The organism is Lentibacillus populi (genome assembly GCA_014642895.1).
Lineage (GTDB): Bacteria > Bacillota > Bacilli > Bacillales > Amphibacillaceae > Lentibacillus_C > Lentibacillus_C populi.
The window spans coordinates 20979-47872 of sequence record BMJD01000027.1 but is presented as its reverse complement, the minus strand read 5'-3'; the positions used below and the strand labels follow the sequence as shown (position 1 = coordinate 47872).

At 41.2% G+C, this 26894-nt stretch carries 22 protein-coding genes; 13 read left to right on the top strand and 9 right to left on the bottom strand.

The window, feature by feature from the left end:
• Positions 1–37: 37 nt before the first annotated feature.
• The 5 genes from ribD to IEX12_RS15130 all read left to right on the top strand — a co-directional run bounded on the left by ribD (position 38) and on the right by IEX12_RS15130 (position 5414).
• Positions 38–1153, top strand: a complete 1116-nt coding sequence (gene ribD / locus IEX12_RS15150; RefSeq protein ID WP_188725454.1) for a bifunctional diaminohydroxyphosphoribosylaminopyrimidine deaminase/5-amino-6-(5-phosphoribosylamino)uracil reductase RibD — start codon at positions 38–40, stop codon at positions 1151–1153.
• Entirely contained in the window at positions 1134–1721 is a 588-nt protein-coding gene (gene ribE / locus IEX12_RS15145; RefSeq protein ID WP_088053349.1) for a riboflavin synthase, read from the top strand. Before ribD ends, ribE begins: the two co-directional genes overlap by 20 nt.
• 29 nt (positions 1722–1750) lie before the next feature.
• A complete protein-coding gene (locus tag IEX12_RS15140) occupies positions 1751–2950 on the top strand; it encodes a bifunctional 3,4-dihydroxy-2-butanone-4-phosphate synthase/GTP cyclohydrolase II (protein WP_088053350.1) in 1200 nt (399 codons plus the stop codon).
• Positions 2951–2959: 9 nt separating this feature from the next.
• Entirely contained in the window at positions 2960–3439 is a 480-nt protein-coding gene (gene ribH / locus IEX12_RS15135) for a 6,7-dimethyl-8-ribityllumazine synthase (RefSeq protein WP_088053351.1), read from the top strand.
• A 94-nt stretch (positions 3440–3533) separates the two neighbouring features.
• A complete protein-coding gene (locus IEX12_RS15130; protein WP_088053352.1) occupies positions 3534–5414 on the top strand; it encodes an ABC-F family ATP-binding cassette domain-containing protein in 1881 nt (626 codons plus the stop codon).
• 125 nt (positions 5415–5539) lie between these two features.
• Here the strand turns inward: IEX12_RS15130 and IEX12_RS15125 are convergent, their stop codons facing one another.
• Positions 5540–7255, bottom strand: coding sequence for a DNA-binding protein (locus IEX12_RS15125; RefSeq protein ID WP_088053353.1), 1716 nt, complete (start codon positions 7253–7255; stop codon positions 5540–5542).
• Positions 7256–7700: 445 nt separating this feature from the next.
• Here IEX12_RS15125 and IEX12_RS15120 point away from each other — a divergent pair, with 445 nt between their 5' ends.
• Together IEX12_RS15120 and IEX12_RS15115 are read left to right on the top strand one after the other, a co-directional pair.
• A complete protein-coding gene (locus tag IEX12_RS15120) occupies positions 7701–8753 on the top strand; it encodes a C45 family autoproteolytic acyltransferase/hydrolase (protein ID WP_088053354.1) in 1053 nt (350 codons plus the stop codon).
• A gap of 35 nt (positions 8754–8788) precedes the next feature.
• Positions 8789–9730, top strand: a complete 942-nt coding sequence (locus tag IEX12_RS15115; protein ID WP_371871331.1) for a DMT family transporter — start codon at positions 8789–8791, stop codon at positions 9728–9730.
• Between the two features lie 362 nt (positions 9731–10092).
• Here IEX12_RS15115 and IEX12_RS15110 read toward each other — a convergent pair whose 3' ends face one another.
• Genes IEX12_RS15110 through IEX12_RS15100 form a run of 3 tightly spaced genes read right to left on the bottom strand, consistent with a single transcriptional unit; the run spans position 10093 to position 12971 of the window.
• A complete protein-coding gene (locus IEX12_RS15110; protein ID WP_088053355.1) occupies positions 10093–11109 on the bottom strand; it encodes an ABC transporter substrate-binding protein in 1017 nt (338 codons plus the stop codon).
• 17 nt (positions 11110–11126) lie between these two features.
• Positions 11127–11888 carry an ABC transporter ATP-binding protein gene (locus IEX12_RS15105; RefSeq protein ID WP_088053356.1) on the bottom strand — a complete coding sequence of 254 codons (762 nt, stop codon included), beginning with the start codon at positions 11886–11888 and terminating at the stop codon, positions 11127–11129.
• A 3-nt stretch (positions 11889–11891) separates the two neighbouring features.
• Positions 11892–12971, bottom strand: a complete 1080-nt coding sequence (locus tag IEX12_RS15100) for a FecCD family ABC transporter permease (RefSeq protein ID WP_088053357.1) — start codon at positions 12969–12971, stop codon at positions 11892–11894.
• Between the two features lie 253 nt (positions 12972–13224).
• Between IEX12_RS15100 and IEX12_RS15095 the strand changes: the two genes are divergently transcribed.
• The 3 genes from IEX12_RS15095 (at position 13225) to IEX12_RS15085 (ending at position 15020) form a co-directional block, all read left to right on the top strand.
• Entirely contained in the window at positions 13225–13371 is a 147-nt protein-coding gene (locus tag IEX12_RS15095) for a hypothetical protein (RefSeq protein ID WP_188725447.1), read from the top strand.
• A 134-nt stretch (positions 13372–13505) separates the two neighbouring features.
• On the top strand, positions 13506–14174 hold the full coding sequence (locus IEX12_RS15090) for a TerC family protein (RefSeq protein WP_088053599.1): 669 nt from the start codon (positions 13506–13508) through the stop codon (positions 14172–14174).
• Positions 14175–14348: 174 nt separating this feature from the next.
• Positions 14349–15020, top strand: a complete 672-nt coding sequence (locus IEX12_RS15085; RefSeq protein WP_088053358.1) for a hypothetical protein — start codon at positions 14349–14351, stop codon at positions 15018–15020.
• 1018 nt (positions 15021–16038) lie between these two features.
• Here IEX12_RS15085 and IEX12_RS15080 read toward each other — a convergent pair.
• From IEX12_RS15080 to kynU, 5 genes are all read right to left on the bottom strand, one after another.
• A complete protein-coding gene (locus IEX12_RS15080) occupies positions 16039–17385 on the bottom strand; it encodes a CoA-disulfide reductase (protein ID WP_088053360.1) in 1347 nt (448 codons plus the stop codon).
• A gap of 93 nt (positions 17386–17478) precedes the next feature.
• Positions 17479–18822, bottom strand: coding sequence for a sodium-dependent transporter (locus tag IEX12_RS15075; protein WP_088053361.1), 1344 nt, complete (start codon positions 18820–18822; stop codon positions 17479–17481).
• Positions 18823–19302: 480 nt separating this feature from the next.
• Complete coding sequence (gene kynA / locus IEX12_RS15070; RefSeq protein ID WP_088053362.1) at positions 19303–20145, bottom strand: tryptophan 2,3-dioxygenase; 843 nt, start codon at positions 20143–20145, stop codon at positions 19303–19305.
• Between the two features lie 18 nt (positions 20146–20163).
• Positions 20164–20793: an arylformamidase gene (gene kynB, locus IEX12_RS15065; protein ID WP_088053363.1), complete on the bottom strand. Its 630-nt coding sequence runs from the start codon at positions 20791–20793 to the stop codon at positions 20164–20166.
• Positions 20793–22064 (bottom strand): kynureninase, encoded by a 1272-nt coding sequence (kynU, locus tag IEX12_RS15060; protein WP_188725446.1) that lies wholly within the window; start codon positions 22062–22064, stop codon positions 20793–20795. The genes kynB and kynU overlap by 1 nt, the downstream gene beginning before the upstream one ends.
• A gap of 241 nt (positions 22065–22305) precedes the next feature.
• Here kynU and IEX12_RS15055 point away from each other — a divergent pair, with 241 nt between their 5' ends.
• The 3 genes from IEX12_RS15055 to IEX12_RS15045 all read left to right on the top strand — a co-directional run bounded on the left by IEX12_RS15055 (position 22306) and on the right by IEX12_RS15045 (position 26862).
• Positions 22306–23886, top strand: coding sequence for a Na+/H+ antiporter NhaC family protein (locus IEX12_RS15055; protein WP_088053365.1), 1581 nt, complete (start codon positions 22306–22308; stop codon positions 23884–23886).
• 124 nt (positions 23887–24010) lie between these two features.
• Entirely contained in the window at positions 24011–25192 is a 1182-nt protein-coding gene (locus IEX12_RS15050) for an aminotransferase class I/II-fold pyridoxal phosphate-dependent enzyme (protein WP_088053366.1), read from the top strand.
• Positions 25189–26862, top strand: a complete 1674-nt coding sequence (locus tag IEX12_RS15045; RefSeq protein ID WP_268811341.1) for a thiamine pyrophosphate-binding protein — start codon at positions 25189–25191, stop codon at positions 26860–26862. The genes IEX12_RS15050 and IEX12_RS15045 overlap by 4 nt, the downstream gene beginning before the upstream one ends.
• Positions 26863–26894: the final 32 nt, after the last annotated feature.

Genomic DNA, 26894 nt, shown 5'->3' with positions numbered 1-26894 from the left:
TTTTTTAATGAAAAATAAAAGGAGTGGAGTGATGTCATTGAAGGATGAAGATTATATGCGATTTGCTCTGAAGCTTGCTGGTAAAGTTGCCGGTCAAACAAGCCCAAATCCTCCGGTTGGGGCGGTTGTTGTTAAAGAAGGACAAATAATTGGGTTTGGCGCCCATCTGAAAGCAGGCGGATCCCATGCAGAAGTTCATGCATTACAAATGGCAGGGGAAAAGGCCATTGGTGCAACAATTTATGTCACACTGGAGCCGTGCAGTCATCACGGAAAAACCCCGCCATGTGCAGATTATATTATTGAAATGGGGATCAAACGGTGTGTCATAGCTGTTTCGGATCCAAACGAAAAGGTTGCAGGGAGAGGAATTACAAAGCTTCGCGATGCCGGCGTTGATGTGGAATTAGGCTTACTTCAAGAGAAGGCTGAAGCGGTCAATGCAGCATTTTTTCATTATATCAAAACAAAAACACCATATGTCACGATGAAATCAGCAGTTAGCCTGGATGGAAAAACTGCTACCGCTACTGGTGACAGCAAATGGATTACAGGGAAGAAGGCGCGGCTGGATGTGCATGAATATCGACATAAGCATGATGCCATTCTTGTTGGGGTGAATACGATCATTGCTGATAACCCATCACTTACGACAAGGCTTGCGGGTGGCGGTAAGAATCCGGTTCGTATTGTTTTGGACACAAGTCTTAGAACACCAGTAGATGCCGCTGTTATTACCGATAATCAGGCAGACACATGGATTTTTACTGGCAAAAATGTACCTGATGAGAAAAAGAAAGCTTATCAGCAACGGAATCGTGTAACCATCATTTCATTGGATCGTGACCAGATTAATGTATCAGCTGTTTTGCAGGTGCTAGGGAGTAAGGGCATAATGTCCCTCTTTGTGGAAGGCGGTGCTGCAATAAATGGTGCTTTTTTGCAGGAGAATCTGCTGAATGAAATCATTTTTTATATTGCCCCTAAATTAATTGGGGGGAAAACAGCTCCGACCGCTATTGCTGGGCCGGGATTCCAGTCCATTGCTGAGACCCTGTCACTTCGCATAAAGGATGTTGAGATGATTGGTGAAGATATAAAAATTGTCGCAGAACCAAAGAAGGAGGAGTTAGATGTTTACGGGAATCATTGAGGAGAAAGGTACGATTAAGCAGCTGCAACAGGTATCGGAACAAGCAATCCAGATGACAATTGCAGCAAAAAAGGTGTTAAACGATGTACGGATAGGCGATAGTATTGCCGTAAACGGAGTCTGTTTAACGGTTACTAATTTTATGGTAAGCAATTTTCAAGTAGAGGTTATGCCGGAAACAATTAAATCAACTTCACTAAAATCGCTGAAACCGGGTTCCAAGGTAAATCTAGAAGGATCGATGCCTGCTAATGGCAGGTTCGGTGGCCATTTTGTTTCCGGACATGTCGATGGAATCGGAGAAATAGTAAGTAAGAAAAAGCGGGAAAATGCCATTTACTATGAAATCGAAATTCCGGAGAGCCTGACAAAATATGTTGTGCTGAAAGGCTCGATTGCACTTGATGGTGTAAGCTTGACTGTATTTGGGGTTGATGAAAATAAGCTAACCATTTCCCTTATTCCCCACACCGCATCAGCAACGATTTTAGGTGCTAAGAAGAAGGGGGATGCGGTCAATATCGAGTGTGACATGCTCGCTAAGTATGTCGGAAATATGCTTAGTTAACGATTAATGAAAAAGAAAGGATGGGTAGGATGTTTCATTCCATTGAAGAGGCGATTGTCGATTTAAGGAAGGGGAAGCCAATTATTGTTGTTGATGATGAAACCAGAGAAAATGAAGGAGATCTTGTTGCATTAGCCGAAAAGGCAACCCCTGATGTGATTAATTTTATGATTACCCACGGAAAGGGGTTAGTTTGTACCTCGATCAAAGCAGATTTAGCAAAGAGATTAGGCCTTTCGATGATGACGGATCAAAGCACAGACCCGTTCGGAACTGCTTTTACGGTGAGCATTGATCACAAAGATACAACAACCGGTATAAGTGCTGTGGAGCGTTCGAAGACCATTCAATCATTACTCAGGCAGGATGTACGTGCTGAAGAATTTAAACAGCCTGGGCATGTTTTTCCGCTAATGGCCAAAGACGGCGGTGTTTTGACGCGTCCTGGTCATACCGAGGCTTCTCTTGACTTGGCTAACCTAAGTGGTGCTTTTCCTTCCGGGGTCATTTGCGAGATTATTAAAGAAGATGGCACAATGGCCCGCGTTCCGGACTTGCTGAAGATGTCCAAACAATTTTCGCTGAAAATAATTACGATCAAAGCATTAATTGATTATCGTAAAAAACACGAAAGACATGTTAAACGTGAGGTTGAAACGGTATTGCCGACTGAATTTGGCACGTTTAGTGTAATTGGCTATTCCAACGACCTTGATGACAAAGAACATATTGCCCTGGTTAAAGGTGATATTCAGTCAGATATACCAACATTAACCCGGATCCATTCCGAATGTTTAACGGGTGATGTATTTGGGTCTTACCGCTGTGATTGTGGATCACAATTACATGAAGCACTTGCTAAAATTAATGAAGCCGGACGTGGCGTTTTAATATATATGCGGCAAGAAGGACGTGGCATCGGGTTGATGAATAAACTGCGAGCATACAAGCTGCAGGATTCTGGAGCAGATACGGTGGAGGCGAATGAACAACTCGGGTTTGCTCCGGATTTACGGGAATATGATCTCAGTGCTCAGATTTTATTGGATTTAGGTGTAAAAAAAGTCGACCTGCTGACGAATAATCCGGCAAAAATAACCAGTTTGGAGCCACATGGAATCACCGTCGAACGACGCATTCCACTCCAAACACCGCCTCGCAAAGAAAATGAGAAATATATGCATACGAAATTTGCTAAATTAAGTCACTTGCTAGAATTGCATCATTAATGGAAGGGGATGAATAAATTGGGAAAAATATATAAGGGAAGTTTAGTAGGAACCGAACTAAAAATAGCAATTGTTGTTGCACGTTTCAATGAATTTATTACGAGTAAACTACTAACCGGAGCAGTGGATACGCTAAAAAGACATGGGGTAAAGGAAGAAAACATTGATGTGGCATGGGTGCCGGGAGCTTTTGAAATCCCGCTGGCGGCACAAAAGCTGGCAACAAACCATGATTACGATGCTGTCATAACATTGGGTGCCGTCATCAGAGGGGCGACCGCCCATTTCGATTACGTATGTAATGAAGCTGCTAAAGGGGTTCAGGCAGCTTCATTACAATCTGGCAAACCTGTTATATTTGGTATTTTGACGACAGATACGATTGAACAAGCAATCGAGCGCGCTGGTACGAAAGCCGGAAACAAGGGAGCAGAGGCAGCTGTGGCAGCGATCGAAATGACAAATCTCACAAAAGGTATAGCGGAATGAGGGGAATCAGGGTAAAGCTGTGTGAACAGCTGTTACCCTGATTTTTATGATAGAATGGGAGAAGAGACGATACGTTAAGTTAGGATGAAAATCAATGCTTACAGTGGAAAATTTATATAAATCATTTGGCGAAAAAATATTGTTTAACCATGTTTCATGTGTGATTGCACCGCATGATCGTATTGGCTTAATCGGGGTAAATGGTACAGGAAAGTCCAGTTTCTTAAAAGTAATTGCCGGGCTTGAGTCCGCCGAAGAGGGAACGGTAAACTATAAAAAGGGTTATAAAATCGAGTATCTGGCCCAAGAGCCTGAATTAGATCCACATTTGACGGTAATCGAGCAAATTTATTATGGGGATTCAGTTGTTATGAAGGCAATCCGTGAATATGAGCAGGCCCTGAGCCAGTTAGCCCAAAATCCGGAAAGTGAACAAGCGCAAGAAAACGTGCTAACGCTGCAGCAGCAAATGGATCTCCATGAAGCATGGGAAGCAAACACGCTTGCGAAAACCATTTTGACGAAGCTCGGGATTACGGAATTTGATAAAAATGTTACCACGCTTTCCGGCGGTCAGAAAAAACGGGTTGCGATCGCCAAGGCATTAATCCAGCCAGCCGATTTGCTCATTTTAGACGAGCCGACAAACCATCTTGATAATGAAACGGTGGAATGGCTGGAAAAATATTTAGCATCGTATAATGGCGCATTACTCATCGTTACCCATGATCGCTATTTTCTGAATCGGGTTACGAATCGTATATTTGAATTGGATAAAGGAAACCTGTATACATATACGGGTAATTATACGTTATTTTTAGAGAAGAAAGCGGAACGCGAAGCATTAGAACATAGCCTTGAACAAAAACATAAAAACACACTTAAACGTGAGCTTGCCTGGTTGAAACGCGGGGCCAAGGCACGTTCCACCAAGCAAAAGGCGCGCATTGACCGTGTACAGGAAATGAAGGAAAAGGAATTCGACACAGTGAAGGGTGATCTGTCTTTCCAGGCAGGATCCACAAGGCTGGGAAAAAAGGTTATCGAATTAGAAAACATTGACAAGTCATACGATGGCAAAAAGCTGCTTCATGATTTTAATTATTTGGTTGTTCCTGGTGACCGTCTTGGCATCATTGGCCCGAATGGTTCCGGGAAGTCAACATTGCTTAATATGATGGCGGGGCGCATTTCCCCTGATAACGGGACAATGGCCATTGGGGAAACGGTTAAAATTGGTTATTATACGCAGGGTGACGAAGAGCTTGATGGAAACTCGCGGATTATCGACTATATAAAGGAAGTCGCGGAAATAATTCATACGAAGGACGGAGATGTGATAACTGCTGAACAAATGCTGGAACGATTTTTGTTTTCCCGAAGTGAACAATGGACATATATTCGCAGGCTTTCAGGCGGTGAAAAAAGACGGCTGTATTTGCTGAAAGTGCTGATGACTGAACCAAATGTTTTGTTATTAGACGAACCGACAAATGATTTAGATACCCAGACACTAAGTGTCCTGGAAGAATATTTGGAGCAATTCCCGGGTGTCGTCATTACCGTTTCCCATGACCGCTACTTCTTAGATCGGGTAATTGATCACTTGCTTGTATTTTCCGGTAATGGTAATGTTACGCGTTTTTACGGCAATTACAGCGAGTATTTGGAGAATGAAAGTGAGAAAAATGAGGATGCTTTAACGGCACCGGTTAAAGAAATAGGTGAAAAGCCCGCTCTGAAAAAGAAGAAGTTATCCTATATGGAGCAAAAGGAATGGGATAGCATAGAAGATGAAATTACTGAATTGGAAATGCATATTGAGAAGCTGCAGGAAGGTGTCGCAGAAGCTGGTAGTGACGTAGAAAAAGTGCAGGCACTTTATCAGGAACTCGGGGAGATGGAAGAATTACTCGAGGAAAAGATGGAACGCTGGACTGAGCTTTCCTTGTTAGTTGAGAAACTGAAAAGTTAATAGTTGATAGAAAAAGCCTAAGAGCACATCCTTAGGCTTTTCTATAGCTATTGTGTAATGGAATTAATCGACTGAAGTGCACTCCCCTAAAATTCATGAAAATCAGGCATGTACTATCCTGCACCCTACTCCGTCAATCCTTCAATCTCAATTGTATCAACGATTCCTGTGCCATTATCGCGGATGTTAGCCTTCAGCTTCACCTTATCTCCTTGTTGCAGAAATAATGACAATGGAGCTTTTCCGGCATTAATTGTATAAACGGTTTTATCCCCTTTTAACAGAAACTGAATGACCTGGCCTGCTTTTTGGGTCGTAACGATGGCGCGATCAACCTCGCCGGTTATTTCCTCCAATGCGCTTTCTCCAGTTGCTTCCACGTTACTTGGGTCCTGTGCTAATGCAAGGCGGTAGGATTCCAACGTTTCTCTTGCTGTATCACCGAATACAACAAAATCAGAGTCAGCGGCCTTGATGTACGCATATTTTTTAAATAAACCATTCGGATCCAGAACATTCACAACCCATGTAGGGTTTCCGTCAATGTTGTATAAAATCGGCATGGATCCTTCCCATTTTTTCTCCGGAAATTCCTTATTAACAATTTCCTTAGCACCTTTACTATCCATAATGCCGCTATTCTTTTTACTGTTGTAATAGGTTAATTCACCTGTACGTGCATTAATTAACGTATAACCAAGTGCAGAATCAATGTTTTCTTTTGGTGATGCCATATCGGTAAAGTAATACATATCCCCATTTTCGTCGAATACCGGCGTTACACTGCTTTCTGTTCCGGAGTCATTTGGAATTTTTACATCCTTTTTACCAAATAAGGAGTTTAGCCATCCATGAACATATTTACCAAAATAATTGTTTTCGTCTGTTGCCATTTCTGAACTTAATGGACTGTCAATGAAGTCCGGTGCTTTGTTCATATCGTATGCAACTGTTTTACTCGTAACCGGATCAACCACAGCTACTTTCATGTCTTTCATATCCGGTTTATTTGTCACGCCGATAGGTTTATATAATGTTTGCACATACCAGGGCTTTCCATCATCATCAACCTCAATTTGCGGCTCACCACTTTGAATATAATTGGGAAATTCAGCATAAATCGTGCGTTCGATATTATGATTAAAATAGCTTGAATTGGTATATTTCATTTTGCTGTCATAAAACTTCGGCTGGGCATTAATATCAGTTGCCGATATCATAAAATACCCCGCTGTTTCTTTTCCACGGAAATATTTCCATAATCCTGTGAATTCAACGGGTGCAACGAAAACAATGTCTTCACCCACTCTTTGCACCTGTAATTTACCTAAGTCGTAAAATTGTGTATTAGGTACAACACTCATCGATTTTTGTACTTTGTTTCGCGCGAATTCAGGAGATACAGTAATGGGCGTATCGTCTTTGTTTAATGGTTTCGCTTCTGCAACTTCCTGTTTGTCGATAGATTGATACGTATCATCCACTGTAAAAATTCCAAGCACAAAAACGGTTGGTATAGCGATGACTCCTAAAAGAATCACCAGGCCCAATGCTGCTTCATAGGAACCTATTTTTTTCTTCTTCGTTTTTACCGATGTAACTCCATATAATAGAAAAATCCCGACAAGTGCAATGCCGGTATTGGCAATTACCATATTTGGTACTGTTATCGGTAATAATATAATGTAATTAGAAACACTTCCTATAATGAAAAGAAAGATAAAAATAAGTAATGCGGCCTTGAACGTACCTTTGCGATGACTGTTTTTCGCAATCAAAATACCTGCTAATACAATGTACATGATGAAAGCTAGGATAGTTGTTGTTAAAATTCCTGTCATAGTCTCAGCTCCTATAGTGTTCTTACGCCAGATTCATACGAAAACGAAGCTTGATTGGTTTCACTTTTCCCCGATTTCTTATAAACTTGTACTATTAACAAAAGTGGAGGTGCCCGTTTAGCGGCAGGAGCTGGACGTGGCACATTTAAGCATATTCGGTATTTATAATTTCCGAGTTTTAAGTACGTGTTCAAAAAGGAGGATAAAAAGGACCAAGAAGTTCGAGGCGGTGTAGTTTCGAGCAGCGCAGTGTATGCAAATAGATACATGAGCAGCGCAGAAACAAGCCAACGAGCTTCCACAGGATGTGGTGACTTCGACGTTCGACACAGGACGTGTCGGAACTGAGTCGAAGATCCCCTATCCCGAAGTGTCATTTTTACCGGACTTTTTGAACATCCTCTTTAAATTAATTGAAGCCAAAATAATAAAGGGGGTTGTCGTTTTGAAGAAGATTTTTAGCGATATGATTCAATTTCGTGGTACACATTATGCGTTTGGATACAAACAGGGTGTACTGTTAAAGGATTCATTAACTGTAAAAAATCGGGAAAAACAGTGGAAGATTAGAAGACCACGTTTTACGATTGATATAGAGGAGACAAAGCAGGCCATACAAGCATTTGCCCCTGGTATTTGGGATGAACTGCGTGGTTTGCAGGATGCACTGGAATGGACAATGGAGGACGTACTGAAGGAATTTGGCGGCTACCGGCTGGAGTATGTGAAGAGTGGATGTTCTATTTTTACTGGTTCTAATTATATGATCCGTAATTATGATTACCATCCGAAAACATATGAAGGGCGCTACACTGTTTTTCAACCTTCTGATCAAGGGTATGCAGTCATTGGGCCGTCACAGCGCATAACAGGACGAATGGACGGTATGAATGAAAAAGGTCTTGTAATGGGTTATAATTTTATGCATCGAAAAAAGCCTGGAGACGGATTTATTTGTAATATGATTGGCAGAATCATTCTGGAGAACTGTGCGACGGTTGATGAAGGAATTGCGATGCTGAAAAAGATTCCACATCGTCATTCGTTTAGTTATACGTTGCTTGATCAGAAGGGAGAAACGTTTATCGTTGAGGCAACACCAAGAAAGGTAGAGGTACGTCAATCAAACGTTTGTACAAACCATTTTGAATTGCTAAAAGATGAAAATCGTCACCACCTTACCGATTCGTATAAACGAATGGAGGTAATGGAGATGCAACAACACACTATTATAGATGGATACCAGGCGTTTCGTATGCTGAATGGTACGGACAACGGTGTTTTTTCCAAGCAATATAAAAACTGGTCCGGGACAATTCATACATCCGGGTATTTTCCGAAGCAAAAAAAGGCATGGTTTGCGTTAGGCGGCGATCGGGAGCCGGTTATATTCGATTTTGCCAAATGGCTTGAAGGGGAAGCGTTTACGATCAAGCGGGTTTTAGGAGAGGTTGATACCGATTTGCCGTTTGTGCATATGGATGAGAATGTTCGCTAACGGTGTTGATAGCGTGAATGTGGGAGATGGATGATTTGAAGCATTATTTAACACAAAAATGGATCGTGATAAGCATTGCTATTTTTTGCTCAATTTTGTGGGGCAGTGCTTTTCCGGTTTTAAAGATAAGTTATGAAGAATTACAAATGGCTGCGGATGATACGATAGCAAAAATCGTGTTTGCTGGAATGCGTTTTTTACTTGCTGGGCTTATGTTGTTAGTCGGAATGCTGATTGCCAAACCAAAGGCCCTGCTCGTTACAAAAAGGCAGGCGATGTTTCTCGTTATTTTCGGGGTTGTGCAAACGGCTTTGCAATATTTTTTCTTTTATAATGGATTAGCAAATACATCCGGTATGAAAGGAGCGCTCCTATCAGCAAGCGGCACATTTTTTACCGTATTGCTGGCACATTTTTTCTATTCCAATGATCGCTTGAACTGGCCAAAAGCAATCGGCCTTGTTGCTGGTTTCTGCGGAATTATTGTTGCCAATTGGGGACAGGAATTTCAGCTTAGTTTCACATTAACTGGGGAAGGGTTTATGATTTTAGCAGCACTTACCGGAGCCATCGGTGCGATTATGGCGAAGGAACTGGCACTGGGAATTCATCCGTTCGCACTAACAGGCTGGCAGCTTACGATTGGTTCTGTCCTTATGCTGTTGATTGGTGTTCCGCAATTGAAACCTGGCGCTATTAGCTTTACACCACTTGGATGGGGGCTGCTCGGGTATGCGGCGCTTCTATCGGCGGTAGCGTTTGCGTTATGGTACTCTATCCTAAAATATAACAAAGCCGGGGAGGTCAGTATTTATAAATTTGTGACCCCAGTATCGGGAACGATTCTTTCGGCAATTTTTATCCCTGGGGAACAGTTAACGATTTTTATTATCGGAGCTTTGGCACTAGTTGCAGTTGGGATTATTTCTGTTAATTATAAACCTGGAAGGAAACGGCAAGCTGAAGTAAAAATGTAATTCGTTTAAGTTCTCTATTAATGCACCCATCTTCATAATCGGACACAATACTTTACAATTGGGCCGAAATATAATAAAGGTCGTTTCATATAGAAGGGTGGCACCAAATTTGCTAGCCAAAGTTTCGGCAGTTTTTGATAAAAACCCATCAAAAACTGCTTTTTCATACTTCAAAACGTTGAATTATAAACATTTGTGTTTTTGAAAATACAAATAAAAAATGGAAATCCCGTCAAAGGTTCAAGTCGAAACTTGGGCTAGGTATTGAATTTACATCTGAATCATCGACTGAAATCTTGAAAAGTATTTGATCGACATTAGCAATTAATATTGTGTCGACAACACTTCAACGTATTAGCATTCTATTTAAATAAGTCTGGATACATTTCTTTAGCTAAAATTTCCATTCCATCAATTGAGTTATAGCCATATCCAAACATATAATTGTAATCAACTGCATATATTTGCTTGTTTTTTATTGCTTTCATACTTGATAGTTTTGGATTGGCATAAAGGCCTTCTTTTACCTTATCAGCTTTTGCCGGATCATTATCCACCCACATTGGAATGATTAATACATCTGGATCAGCTTCAATAAGCATTTCGATACTAATCTCCCCGTTCTCATCTTTGAACACATTATCTAATTTAATCATACTGAATACGTCATTAAAGAATGTTTCATCTTTACTACTAGCCGAATAAATAGTAATGTCATTTGGGTCGGTTGTATGTAAATAAGCAAATGTTTTTTCCTCTTTAATACTATCTAATTTAGAAGTAATAGATTCTTCTCTATCCTTTAACTCTTTTATAAAACTATCAGCTTTATCTTGTACATTAAAAATTTTACCTAAGTTTTCAATGTCTTTATAGATTGAATCATATGTTGCTCCACTAATAGAAGATTCAAGTACATACGTATTAATTCCCATATCGTTAAGAGTATCAACTGTTCCTACTCCCCAATCAGCATTTTCAAATAAACCACCTCGTCCATAGACTAAATCAGGGTCTGTTCCTAATGTAACCTCTTTTCCAACATATGCATCACTTAATATATTTAATTTTGAGTATTCTTCTTCTACAGCTTTATCCGGTGCTCCAAAGCTTGCACCTACCCCAACAATTTTGACACCTAATCCTAAATGTAATAACAATTCTGCTGCTGGTCTAGTATTTGCCATGATTCGTTCCGGTGCTTTATCAAATACTTGATCTTTCTTTTCCCAAGTGGTTCCGCCTTCCGCTTTCGTATAATTTTCAATCGTAAGTGGGTAATGCTTTTTGGTTTGCGTTTCCTCTTCTGAACCACTTTGCGTTCCACAAGCTGTTAATATGACTATTAAAGTAACCCCAAGTAATAATTTCTTTATCATTTTCGTATCCTCCTAGTTTATATTTGATATGCAAAACCTAATCCATTTGTAATAGGATTAATATACGTTTGGCACTTTATTCGATATAAAGCTTCGATGGTTTCAGGTGTTAATACCTCTTCTGGTGTACCATGTGCATATACTTCGCCATGTTTTATGGCATAAAGATAATCACAGTAATGTGCTGCCATTTCTAGATCATGAAGGGCTGCCAGCACACCAATATTTAATTCCTTAACACATGTTAATATTTCAATTTGATATCGAATATCTAAGTGATTTGTGGGCTCATCCAAAATCATAAATTTTGGTTGCTGAGCAATTGTTCTTGCTAAAATAACTCTTTGTTTTTCACCACCGGACAGTGATAAAAAACTACGATCCTTGTAATCAAGTAAATTTGTTCGTGTTAAAGCTTCCTCCACAATCGTAAAATCTCCCTGTTTATCTGACTCGAGCAATTTTTTATGTGGAGTTCTACCTAACATAACCATTTGGTGTACGGTCAAATCAAAATTCATTTCATTAAATTGACCCACTACACCTAGTCGTTGTGAAATCTTTTTTTGGGAAGTATTTAATACATCTAGATCATCTAAAAACACTGTGCCTTTATGAGGAATTAGACTTTTATAGATACTCTTTAATAGCGTTGACTTTCCACATCCATTTGGTCCAATAACTCCCACAAATTGTTGTTTTCTAACTTGAATTGAAATATTTTTTACAATTTCTTTTTTACCAATTCTTACTTCCATTTCCTTTGCAACCAATTCCATTTTCTACCCTCCAAAATTATAGCCTTTTTTAACTAATATATAGATGAATAATGGCGCGCCAATCACGGATGTAATGATTCCAATTGGCAATTCAACATTATGTATTAACGTTCTAGACAAGATATCGCACCAAATTAAAAATAGACCCCCTAACAGAAGCGTTCCTGGTATTAATCGTTTATGATCAGCACCAAAAATACCTCTGCATATATGAGGGATGATAAGCCCGACAAAACCAACCATTCCTGCATATGCAACCATTGTTCCAGTGATAAGAGCGGTGATAACCATGTAAAGTTTCCGATAGGCACTTAAGTTAATTCCAAGTGTAATGGCGGATTCATCCCCTAACAGCATTGTATTCAACACCCGATGTTGAAATAGAAACAAAAGACACCCACCTAAAACTACTACCGCCATGATAGGGGTTTTTACCCAGCTTGATGAAGCCAAACTTCCCATGGACCAAAAGGTAACTGTTTTAATTCCTTCAGCATCATTAGCAAAATATATAATAAGGCTAGAAAAGGAACTACATAACGCACCAATCACAACCCCTGATAAAACGAGTTTCACCGATGTGGCTTTACCACCTATGCTGGATAATATAAGGACTGCAATGGTAGTAATCATCGCTCCGATAAAGGCTCCAAATGCTACACCAAACTGAGATAAAAGCGCGCCACTTCCAAATCCAACAAGAATAGCAAAAGTTGCTCCTAGAGAAGCTCCAGATGAAATACCAAGAATATACGGATCAGCCAGCGGATTTTGCACCACTGCTTGCAGGACAACTCCACACAACGAAAGCCCCATGCCAATAAGGAGAGCGAAAATAACTCGGGGCATCCTAACTTGTAAAATAATATTTAAGTATGCTTCACTATTGCTATTACTTAAGGATCCAATTTTTCCATTTGTCAGTGCATGCAATAACATCTCCATCGATTGCTTGAATGGAATATTAACTTGCCCGATTGAAACAGAAAAAATAGCAGAAAATACAATTGCGCATATCAAAATAAAAATAGTTGGATAATAGATGTATCTCAGGCTTATTCTGTTTCCATTCTTATTACGCAAAAACCCACCTCCAATAAAATACTATAGCTATAAATAACGATGATAATGATTATCAATATCAATTATATTACAATATAAATGAATAAATAACAACGAAAATTTAAAAAAAATAGCCAAGTTTATTTAAAATCCGTTTGCATTAATGGGCAGGCAACTGCTCAGGTATGCGGCAGTTCTGTCGACGGTCGCGTTTGCGCTGTAATACTCTATTCTAAAATATAATAAGGCCGGAGAGATTAGCATTTATAAGTTTGTGACACCAGTAACGGGAACAATTCTTTCGGCAATTTTTATCCAAGGGGAACAGTTAACGATTTTTATTATCGGAGCTTTGGCACTGGTTGCAGTTGGGATTATTTCTGTTAATTATAAACCTGGGAAGAAACGGCAACTAAGTTGAGGTAAAAACATAATTCGTTCAGTTCTCTATTATTGCACCCTTCTTCATAATCAGACACAATACTTTACAATTGGACCGAAAATAGTATAATAAAGGTCGTTTCATATAGAAGGGTGGCACCAAATTTGCTCGGTATTGAATTTACATCTGAATCGATTATTGCATTATTAAAGATCATTGCGATTGATATCGTTCTCTCAGGAGATAACGCGATCGTTATTGCATTGGCCACCAGAAGATTACCAAAAAAACGCCAAAACAAAGCAATTATTTTGGGGACTGGCGGTGCGGTAATTTTACGGATCATCTTTGCTATTGTTATTGTATATTTATTGCAAATACCATTGGTTCATTTAATTGGCGGGCTTCTTTTGCTTTATATAGCCCACAACGTACTGATTGATGACAAAGAGGAAGCGAATGTTCAATCATCAAGCAGTTTGGGGAAGGCCGTTATGACGATTATTATGGCGGATGCCGTCATGAGCCTTGACAATGTTGTAGCGGTCGCCGGTGCGGCAAAAGGGCATATCGGTATGATTGCACTTGGTGTTGCGGTTAGTATACCAATCATGATTTTCGGCTCCAAAGTGATTGTTCGAATCATGGAAAAATATACATGGATTGCCTATATCGGTGCTGGGATATTAGCATGGACCGCTGGAGAAATGATAACGGAGGACGATTTCGTTACAAATACGCTTCAATTGGAACATGGGCCATTCCAGTATGCGATTATTGTAATTCTGACGATCGGCGTATTGTTGTCAGGATACGTACAGAATAAAAACACGAAAGCATAAAGGTTCCTGTAATGGGAGCCTTTTGTTCTAACACTAGTTATCCTTATGGAAAAATGGTACAATTGCTTTTACTTTAAAGGAAATTACATATACTATGTTTAGGATGTACAATAAGAAGGAAAAGAATTTAAGCCATTATTATTTTTGAAAAATGATTCATGAGGAGGTAACGAAATGAAGCTTTTCCAAGTAAGAAAGGGACAATTTGTTTTCTATAAGAATGAACTGCATAAGGTTTATTCGGTTAAGCCGATGTTTAAGAAGTCCGTCCATTTATACCGATTGAAGGATATGCAGCAAATACTTACGAAAGCGAGCGAAATTAATTTGTACCGGCCGAAACATTTGGATTCGTTTATTTTCTACGGCAAACGGTACACCATTGACAAGGACAAATTGCCGGAAAAAGGCGATTATATTTTAATTATTAAACCGGCTCCCGATTTCCTTGACCATTATTCCCTTAATGAAATTGAAAAGGTAGATACCGTAGAAGATGGGAATGTTGTAACAACAAAGGACAACGGGGTAAAACATAGTGAATATGTTGTAATGGTCCCAGGCAAGGCAGAGGGTAGCCAGGATATCGCGTATTTTGATAAAAGTCTCGTTCCGGAAACGCAGTTGCATGCGGATGAATCTCCGAAATACCTACAGGCGTCCGAAACACAACTGAAACCGGTTGTTGGTGATATTTATTATGATGCCAAAAATGAAATGAAAGCAATGATTGTTGCAATGACAGAAGATGAAGTCATTTTTGGCCACGGGGTGCGAATTCATGTTAGTGAACTGCTGGATGAAGAAAATTATACGTTGATCTATCGGATAGAAGAGGATTTATAAACACGAATATAAAAAACCCCCTTGGATTTGGGATAACAGGTTCTTTTAAGGGTGCAAATACACTAAATAGCAAGTGAAATCGGATAGATTTTCACATGTTATTTGTGTATCAGGTTTTATTGTGTCTCCAAATAGCATTTGGAAAACGTATAGGTATAAGCGGGACAGGAATGTATATTCCTATTCCGCTATTTACTGCATAAAAATAGATATTAATTACTGTCAGACACGTGATAGAACAAACTTGAAAAAATCGACTTCTATTATAAATCGGAGCGAATGTGGTCACTGATATCCATGATGAAGGCCTATTTCCTTGTAATTAGAGCGAATATGGTCACTGATATCCATGATGAAGGCCTATTTCCTTGTAATTCGAGCGAGTAAGGTCACTGATATCCATGATGAAGGCCTATTTCCTTGTAATTCGAGCGAGTAAGGTCACTGATATCCATGATGAAAGACTTTTTCCGTAATCCGATCAGATTTGTTCTTCATTGCCTGCTTATCTTACTAAAAACATAGAAAAAAATAGCAGGAGGATTTATTTGTAAATTACCCTGCTATTTTTATTTGATAATTTTAACGAACTTAGCCAAGAAGTCTTCATCCTCAAGGATTGTGAAGGGATTTAGCACAAGGAGTAGGGTGGAGATGAATTGGCTTTCGGGCAAATACGTCTTTAGATGTGCTAATTGACTGAACTTATGTTAGTATTTATCTATGAAGTGTTCTTTGATAACTGGATATATGAGGTTGCATGGAGAAATAAAAAATGCGAAAACCAAGCGAAATCCTTCCATGCGTAAAATATCCAAGGTACGAAAGAAACTCCGAATCGTCGGACATCTAGGGCAGGAACTTCCCGAAGTAACGCTCATGGAGATGAAAGGTTGCTTTCGTCATGGAAGTGAGAAGCTCCCACTTCAAGCGTAGCTAAGTGGTGAGTAGTTCACTGCCAAACTCTGTGTGATTTTATTGTATACACCTTAATTAAGAACCCCTTGGATTTGGGAGCTTAATTTTTGTTCAAGGCATCTACTGCTTTATAGCCAATAATATTAATCGGGTCTTTTGGTGATGAATATGGTGGGGCATACCCGAGTTCCAGTTCAGTTAAATCTGCAACGGTCAGCCCGCCTTTAATGGCTGTCGCCAGTACTGCAAGTCGTTTATCTGTACCCTTTCCCCCAATCACCTGTCCTCCTAGCAATGTTCCGGTTTCCCTGGCAAATAGAATTTTTATGGAAAGCTTCTCGGCACCAGGGAAATAACCAGCATTTGATAACGCTTCATGTGTTACCGTTTGAAACTGGAATGACGTCTGCTTTAATGATTCACTCGTGTGCCCGGTACTTGTTACGGTTAAATCAAATACTTTAACGATTGATGTTCCGAGTGCCCCCTGATACCGAATTGGCGTGTGATGAAGGTGATTGGCGATGATATATGCTTGCCGGTGGGCGGGAGATGCCAAGGCAACATTACTTGGTGCTCCTGTCAGAAAGTCCGGTGTTTCTGCGGCGTCACCTAGTGCATAGATGGCTGGATCGGACGTTTGCATAAATTCATTGACATGAATTGCTCCGGTTTCACCGAGAGAAAGATCAGCCTGCTTGGCGAGTTCCGTGTTGGGCTTAATACCAACTGCTAGTATGGTCATATCTGTCTCAAGACTTTTTCCATTGTTTAAATGTAATGTCCTTCCATGATTTGCAAAGGAATCAAGGGAAGTATTTAAAAATAACTGCACACCTTTCTCATCCAGGTGATCATGAATATGTGCTGCCATATCGCTGTCAACTAACGTCATCACATGCTCGGAATGGTCAATAATGCAACAATCTATGTTCCGGTCACGTATATTTTCAGCCATTTCCAGCCCAACAAACCCGCCGCCAACAATGGCACATGTTTGCGGATTATTTTCGTTAATAAAGGCGTTGATGCGGTCCATATCAGGTATGGTTCTAAGTGTAAATGTATTTTGCTCTGTCAGTCCTTTTATGGGAGGGACGGATGCGTGAGCCCCCGGTGAAAGGATGAGAACATCATATGGTTCCTCGTATTTACCTGAGTCATTTTGATATGTAACGGACTTTTTCGTACGGTCAATTTGTGTTACCTCGGAATGGATCCTTACGTCAACGTTATATTTTTTTGCAAATTTCTCCACATCTGGCAAGATATCATCCCGGACTGGAACTGTTCCGCCTATGAAATATGGCATCCCGCAATTGGAAAAGGCAATGTTTGCTCCTCTTTCAAATAAAGTAATTTCCGCTTGATTATCAAGCCTGCGAATTTGTGAAGCGACTGTTGAACCACCGCCAACCCCGCCAACAATTACAATTTTTTTAGCCAAAGTATGCTCACTCCTTTGCTTGTCATTATTATTATAGTACCCGTGTACTGCCAAAAGTAAGCAGAAAAAAACAGATGTCTAAAATGACACCTGTTACAGCATTCCAAGTGAACTGACAAAAACAATAATAATCGTAACCGGCACAAGCCAGCGCATAATCGGAAACCATAGTCGAAATAGGCCAGGGGATAGATTTCTCCCATAATAAAACTCCTGTTTAACTAAAGCTTTATCCATAACAAAGGTAATAAATATTGCAATTAGCAAACACCCGAGCGGAAGGATGATATTACTTACCAGAAAATCAGATGCATCAAACGCCGTCAATCCAAAAATTTTAACATCTACTAATACATTGGATGACAGTGCTGCTGGAATTCCTGCAAGAAAAACGATAAATCCCGCTATCCAGGCCACTTTGGTACGTGAACGTTGCTTGTTAGCGGTAAAAGCAGAAGTAATAATCTCCAGCATGCTAAAAGAAGATGTCAACACGGCAAATAAGAATAGTAAAAGAAATAAACATAAGAATAGTTCACCGAGTGGCATTTGGGCGAATGCTTCCGGTAAGACAATAAATAATAAACCAGGACCTTCCGTTGGTTCAAGACCGAACGAAAAGACAATCGGAAAAATGGCTAACCCGGCGAGCAATGATACAAAAATATTCATAATCGAAACAGAGCCCGCTGACATTGGCAGGCTAACGTCTTTTTTTAGGTAGGAACTATATGTGACCATAACGGAAATCCCAACCGCCAATGAAAAAAAGGATTGCCCAAGTGCATATAACACATTCTCCCCGGTTAATTTTGAGAAATCCGGCTGCAGAAAAAACTCGAGTCCTTCCATGGCACCTTCAAAGGTGACTGCACGAATAACCAGGATGATAAAAAAGATAAACAATAATGGCATTAACACTTTACTAGCTTTTTCAATCCCATTTTTGATGCCAAATGAAATGACAATAATATTAATGATCATAAATAAGGCGTGACCCAGAATAGTAATGCCGGGATTGCCTGTTATGGTGGTGAATAATCCCTGGTAATCGGCCGTTCCCGTAATGATCAGTCCCGGGATGGACATGGCACTATAGATGAGTACCCATCCGCCGACAACACTGTAAAAAGACATTAAAATAAATGCTCCAAATACTCCCAGTTTGCCAATAATCGACCATCCGTTATTTGATGCGAGAACCTTATAGGCACTAACTGCTTCCTTTTGTGCACCTCTGCCAATAATGAATTCCGCAATTAATAAGGGGAGGCCAATGATAATTGTGAACCCGATAAACAAGAGAAAAAACGCTCCACCGCCGTTCATCCCGGTCATATAAGGAAACTTCCAAATTGCACCAAGGCCAATCGCGGCACCGGCTGATGATAAAATAAAGCCGAGTTTTGATGACCATTGATCTGTTTTTTTCTGCATGATATTCCTCCCTTTGAAAATGCTTATCTTTAAAAAATATCATTTCTTCTGGGTAAGCGCAAGTAATGGTATTTCGTCGTAGGTAAAGAAAGTTTAAAAAAATTTAGGCTCTATTCTGCTTACGTCAGAGTTGGCCATGTCCAGCTCCAGCGCTAAAGCCAAGCAAACTTCACACTCCTTCACTACGATAAGTCAACATCGGTTCGGGGCGGAAGGAAGGCCGACTAAAAACGGCCTTTGCGGCCAACGTCGGCATACCCCTTTTGCAGGGGCATGTTTCCTTTATCTCCTACGGCTCAGTCCAGTCCATACGTCGCTAAACGGGCGCTTGCGCCTTTGTTCACAAGATCCCGGGATTCGTTGAAAAGCCGGCTTTACGGACGGGTGGAAGGTTTTTGTCGAACGGAAAGGTATCCGCCTGAAAAAGAAGAAAACGCATGCGAACGGAAAGATATGGCAACAACAGTATAAAGGATAGCATTACAATTCTGTCCGAATCGCCCACAATTCCGGAAAGAAATAATGATCCAGCACCTTTTTCAAATACCCGACACCTGATGATCCGCCAGTTCCTTTTTTATGTCCAATGATTCGTTCCACCGTTTTCATGTGACGGAACCGCCATTGCTGAAAAGCGTCTTCCACATCCACAAGCTTCTCAGCTAACTGGTATAAATCCCAATGTGCCTCCACATCTTTATAGACATCGAGCCAAGCACTTTCGACGGAACTATCCCTTTGATACGTTTTGGAAAAATCGCGATGTAGTATTGCATTATTAATTGCAAATCCATGCCGGGCTAAGGCTTGAATGGCCACGTCATACAAGCCGGGAGCGTTATATGCTTCCTGTAAAATGGTATGAACTTCTGGATCTTTTTGATAGATTTTCAAGATATAGGGTGTTTTATATCCTAATACAAATTCAACCAATCGGTATTGATACGATTGAAATCCGGATGCATTCCCTAACGTATCGCGAAATTCCATATACTCTGCCGGGGTCAAGGTTGATAGTACGTCCCATGCCTGAATAATTTGTGTTTGGATTTTAGAAACGCGAGCAAGCATTTTGAACGACGCTTGCAGGTCATCTCGTTCAATTGCTTTGATAGCAGCTTTCGTTTCATGGATAATCAGCTTCAGCCAAAGCTCTGACACATGATGAATAATGATAAACAGCATTTCATCATGATGATCGGATAATCGTTTTTGACTGGACAACAGTGTATCAAGCTGAAGATAATCGCCGTAGGTCATTTTCTCTTTGAAGTCAGTATGGATACCTTCCTCCGATTGGAAGGTGACATTTGCATCAGTCATGTGAAACTCTCCTTTTAATTAATCGATTTTTCGCAATACCGCTCGCACCGGGCTGCCGTCTGCACCATGAATGGCAAGCGGCAAGGCGATTAGTTGATAATTGCCGTCAGCTATGTGGTCTAACATAATATTCTCCAAAATGAAAATGCCATGATCAGCTAATGCATGATGTGTCGCCAGTTCTTTACTGTCAGGGGGATCAACGGATGGCATGTCAACGCCCAGCAATTTTATCCCTTTATCATGTAAAAACGCAGCAATTTCTGGAGCCAGTTCCGGTATTCTTTTCGGAAAACGTTCAGGATCATTTGGCAGACTTGTTTTCAATAACAGACGTGTTACATCCTTATCCCATTCGTGTTCCTGTAAAATATCTGGGGTAATCGTGTCGGTATGGCTGACATCGATTACGGCTGCCTTCCCGATATATATATTTACATCAAGCTGATCAACCGTTAACCCATCGTTATCAAAGTGAAAGGGTGCGTCTATATGGGTACCCATATGCAGGCTGGTTGTAATTTGCCCAACGTTGGTAGATCCGGTTTCTTCCTTGGTGCAAGTTAAGTTATAAGAAAAGGGTGTATCCCCGGGCCAGTGAGCAATTGTATTGGTCAGGGGCTGGGTAATGTCAATCCAGTTTGTCATTATGCAATAACACCTCGTTTGTTTTCAAATTGTTTATAATCCCCTTTATCCATGATTGATTTCAAAATTTGCACCGTTTGCCATACTTCTGCAAACATGTTGTACAAAGGAACCGGGGCGAGCCGAATGCCGTTTGGTGTACGAAAGTCAGGGATAACACCAGCTGCTTTCAGTGCCTTACAAATTCGTGCAGCCTCCTGGTGTTCAATAAATACATGAGCCCCGCGCATTGCAGCTTCCCGGGGATTAGCTATGAAAAAACCGTAACTGGAAAGCTCTGCTTCGATTAATTCCATTAAATAATTGGTGAGGCGAAGCGATTTTTCGCGAATCCTTGTTATTCCCGCTTCCTGAAATAGTTCCAACGCACCAATTAGCGGGGTGATACTTAAAAGATGTGGAGTACCAATTTGATAGGCGCCAGCATCCGCAGCCGGTGTCAGATGATGCTCCATGTCAAATTGCTTTTCCTTTGCCGAACTAAACCAGCCGGCAAGGCCCGGTTCATGCCCGAAATGCCGTTTGTTTACGTACAGACCTGCAACACTTCCAGGGCCGCCATTTAAATGTTTATACGTACACCAAAAAGCAAAATCAACATCCCAATCTGATAAATGATGGGGAATGGAGCCAATCGAATGGCATAAATCAAACCCAATCAATATATTGCGTTTATGTGCTTCTTTCGTTAATGTTTTCATATCTAAAATCTGGCCGCTGCGATAGAGGACACCAGGGAGGACAATCAGTGCAACATCGTCTGTCATGTTGGCAATAATGTCCGAGGTTTTGAGTGTGTTTCCGTCGTTACTCGGCACTTGGATCAAGTGTTTACTAGAATCATAGCCTTTTAATTTCAACTGGCTTTTTAATGCATAAATATCAGATGGGAAGTTTAGTTCGTCTGCAAGAATCTTTGTTTTTCTGCCGTTCGGACGATAAAAGCTGGCAACAAGCTGATGCAGGTTCGTTGTGGTTGATCCTGTTACAATGACCTCTTCCGGCCTTGCACCAACAAGTGGGGCTAACTGGTCGCCAAGTTTTTCGGATAAATAAAACCATGGATGATGCCCCTCGGTCCATCCATCAATCGCGTATCGTTTCCAGGAATCCATCAATTCCGCAACTGCTTGTTCAGCGCGTTTGGATAAAAGTCCTAATGAATTGCCGTCAAAATAAATCGTCTCATCTGAAACGTAAAATTCATTGCGGAAGTGTTTTAGTTCATCCTGCTGATCCAGGTACTGTGCATAACTTTTTCCTGTATTCATTGATTACACCTCATTTTATAACGAATTTACTCTACTTAAATGATAAAACGCTTTCCGGAATGTGTCAAAAGTCGAAATAAAGGAATAGCTTATGTACACGAATTTTTCGTATAAAAGGAGGATTTGGCAAGTATGTATAGAATAGTATGGAGTAGGTAAATAATGCAAGCGCTTACAAATGGGGGTGAAAAATTTTCTTGCTTGCAATATTGGAAATCAAATGGAAAAAGGAGGTTTTACCATGGTGAATTCAGCTTGGTCGTTACTTCCGCCGATATTAGCAATTGTGATGGTACTTTTAACGAAACGGGTATTGTTATCGCTTGGTGTCGGAATTGTCGCTGCTGCATTTTTTATTAAAAGCTTTGATATTCTTGCCTCACTTGGTATGGTCTGGGAAGCGTTCAAAGGTGTATTTGTTGCCGATGGTGCATTAAACACAGGAAATATCTATATTCTATTGTTTGTCATGATGCTTGGGATTCTAACGGCTTTTGTCAGTATGATGGGCGGGACAAAGGCGTTTGGCGACTGGATGATCAAACGGGTGAAAACAAGGGCTGGTGCACAAATCATGACAGCTGTGCTTGGTGTTATCGTCTTTGTTGATGATTATTTTAATAGTTTAACAGTCGGTCAGGTTGCAAGACCGGTGACCGATAAACATCGGGTATCACGGGCAAAGCTTGCCTATATTGTTGATTCGACGTCGGCACCTGTATGTGTTATTGCACCTGTTTCAAGCTGGGGTGCTTCCATTATCGGAATACTTGGGACGGTTTTGGCAGCACAACAAGTTACAGAGCATACCGCTTTTGGCGCCTTTGTCCAAATCATTCCGATGAATTTTTATGTGTGGGCTGCACTTGGTGTTGTCGTTATCATGGCATTGCGTCAGGCAGATTTTGGACCTATGAAAGTACACGAACAACGGGCGATGCAAACAGGTGAAGTGTTAAATCCAGAAAATAAAGATAAAATAGACACAGCGTCTAATTTGCCAACAAGTGATTCTGGTAAAGTCAGTGACCTTTTTATCCCAATTGCCGGATTGTTTGTGGCGACGGTCATTTCCATGTACTTCAGCGGTCTTGGCTCTGTTGAAGGAGAAAAAACGTTAATTAATATTTTTGGCAGTGCTGATGCGCCGGAGGCATTGTTGTATGGTGGGCTGATTGGTATTGCGATCACCTTCATCTTATTTTTGCGCCATATATTTAAGGGGAAATTAACGGGAAAGCACTTTGGAATCGGGCTTTATGAAGGGGCAAAATCAATGATGCCCGGATTCACTATTTTAATTTTTGCCTGGGCAATTGTCTTTTTGATTGGTGAACTGGGAACAGGGGAATACTTGGCTGGAGTAGTTGATAATGCCAATATCAGCCTGGCATTTTTACCATTTATTATGTTTGTTATTGCCGGATTCATCGCCTTTGCAACGGGAACATCGTGGGGGTCATTCGGGATTTTGTTGCCGATTGCTGGACACATTGCAGCAGCAACGGATATCTCCCTCATATTACCAATACTTGCAGCTGTACTAGCAGGAGCAGTCTTTGGTGACCATTGTTCACCGATTTCCGATACGACCATTCTTTCCTCAGCAGGGTCAAGCTGTCACCATATTGACCATGTGACCACCCAGATTCCATACGCATTAGTAGCAGCCGGAATTGCCGGATTAGGGTACATTGTTTTGGGGTTGGTCGGCAATGTGTGGGCTGGTTTGGCCACGGTTATCATCTGTTTGGTTTTGTTTTATGTTTTTTCAGAAAAACCGGATAATATAGAACGTGCAGATGAGACGTTAGCCCAATAACTAGTATTTTTGCACTGTTTATATTCTGTTAATTATAAACAGTTGCAAATTTATAAAATGTGATTTACACTTATAATAGTTATATGAAATATCGTTTCAAATAGTGAAATAGGGAGGATGGATAATGACTTTTGTTTCTGACAAAGTAACAAGCTTGCCGCCTTATTTATTCGCTGCGTTTCAGGAAAAAAAGAAAGAGCTGGAAGCGAAGGGGGTCAATGTAATCGATTTAGGAATCGGTGCACCGGATTTGCCGACACCGGATTTTATCATTGACAAACTGGCGGAAGAGGCCAGAGTTTCTGCCAACCATCGCTATTCAACCTATAGCGGTTGCCTTGAATTTAGGGAGGCTGTTTCCCACTATTACCAAAAACATTATGGCGTTACATTGGATCCAGACACAGAGGTACTGGCATTAATCGGGTCAAAAGAAGGAATTGCCAATTTAATGCATGCCGTTATTAATCCTGGCGAAACCGTGCTCGTTCCCGATCCAGGCTACCCAGCTTATCGTACTGCGGTACATCTAGCTGGCGGGAAAAGCGTTCGGTTACCACTTGATACAGAAAATGGCTATGTGCCGCTTTTTGATAACATTACGGATGAAGATAAGGAAAAGGCCACATTAATGCTGTTAAATTACCCGAGCAATCCAACTGCGGCAACTGTTCATTTAAGCACATTTGTGGAAGCGATTGCATTTGCCCGGGAAAACAACGTGCTCCTGGCCCATGATGCCGCCTACGATTTGGTTACGTTTCACGGATACAAAGCACCGAGTGTCATGCAGGCACCAAATGCCAAGGACTGGGCAGTTGAATTCGGATCATTGTCAAAAAGTTTTAGTATGACCGGCTGGCGGATCGGTTATATTGTCGGAAATAAAACGGTTATAGGGGCATTGGCTACGTTAAAAAGTAACATTGATACAAGTCAGTTTCTCCCGATTCAAAAGGCTGCTGCCGCTGCACTCGAAAGTGATCTGTCAGCAGTAGCAGCCAATAACAAAAAATACGAAATGCGCATGGAGAAATTGCATGCCGCTTTAAACAGAGCAGGTATTTATACGGAAAAGCCAAAAGGAACCATTTTTCTCTGGGCACGTGTTCCGGATGAGTATACCTCCATCGGTTTTGCCAATAAATTACTGGAGGAAGCTGGCATTATTGTTACTCCTGGTACAGCTTTTGGGCCAACTGGTGAGGGCTTTATCCGTATCTCCCTATCCGTGACAACGGGGCGGCTGGATCAAGTCATCAACCGGATAAAAGCAATGGATTTAAAGGGGGTGCACGAATCGTGAAGACTGACTTGGCTCCACAAACAACGAAAAAATTATCGGCTGCCCAGGCAATTGTAGAATGTATGAAAGTCGAGGGAGTTACAAACGTCTTTTGTGTGCCTGGAGAAAGTTATTTGCCCTTGTTGGATGCCTTATATGATGAGCAGGCGATTCAAGTCATTTCTGCAAGACATGAAAGTGGAGCAGCATTTATGGCGGAAGGATATGCGAAATCGGCATTACAACCTGGTGTCGTGCTGGCAACAAGAGGTGTTGGCGCGGCAAATCTTTCCATAGGCGTTCATACAGCCTACCAGGATTCAACGCCAATGGTTGTGTTTCTTGGCCAGGTACATAGCAAATTCCGGGGCAGGGAAGGGTTCCAGGAAGTTGATTTGGATAGCTATTTCCAGCATATCGCTAAATGGGCGGTGGAGGTAAAAGACGCGGAACGGATGCCAGAGCTGGTACAGCGGGCATTCCGAATCGCTCAGACGGGTAGACCAGGACCTGTTATTGTTTCTTTACCGGAGGATGTTTTACCGGTAGTATCAGATATGCACTTTGGACCAGCAACGATCAAGCCAAAGCCAAGTCCAGCAACAGAAGAAATAAAACGTGTCGAGGAAATAGTAGCTGGGGCAACACATCCTTTGATTATTGCGGGTGGCGGAGTGAAATGTTCACAAGCAGAAGGGGCACTGCTTAATTTTGCGGAAAAATATCAGCTTCCCGTAGCTGCAGCATTTCGCCGGCATGACGTTTTTCCGAATGATCATGCCTTATATGTTGGGCATCTGGGACTTGGAACGAATAAAAAGATCCTTGAAACGGTAACGGATGCGGATGTGATCCTGGCGCTTGGAACGCGGCTTTCCGAAGTTACGACACAGGATTACAGGCTTATCAACCCAGCCAAAAAGCTGATTCATATCGATATCGACTTTGAAACGCTTGGAAAAGTGTATCAGCCAGACGTCGGAATTGTGGCCGATCTGCAGGAGGCGCTCCAATCCCTGACAGGTTTGGACGTTGATCCCGTTTGGAGCGGTTGGGTGAAAGAGCGGCGGAAGGCATATGAATCGATCAGTCGTTTAGTTTTGAAAGATGATGATGTGCTAAACAAGCATGTTGTTGCAATACTGGCAGATAAACTTCCGGGAAATGCGTTATTAACCAACGATGCCGGAAATTTTGCCGGATGGCTGCACGCCTTTTATCCATTTACCGAAAAACATACGTATGTTGGACCAACTTCGGGGGCGATGGGGTACGGAATGCCGGCAGCACTTGGTGCAAAGCTTGCATTTCCGAAAAAGACGGTTGTGTCGTTGTCTGGTGATGGCGGCTTTATGATGACCGTGCAGGAACTGGAGACCGCAGTCCGCTATCATATTCCGGTCATAAGTCTCGTGTTTAATAATAACATGTATGGAACGATTCGCATGCATCAGGAAATACATTATCCGGAGAAAGTGATGGCAACAGATCTAGGGGATGTGTCATTTGCTGACCTGGCAAAAAGTGTTGGCGCTAAAGGGTTTACGGTTCATACGATTGAGGCGTTTGAGCGTGTATTTGACGAGGCATTAAAATCAAACAAACCAACAGTTATTGAGATTATAACCGATAAAGAGCAAATTTCCGTATCATCAACCATCCAGGAAATTCGGGATCGTTCTAACAAGTAATCTGCACCTTTGTTCATAAAAAATTTTAGGAG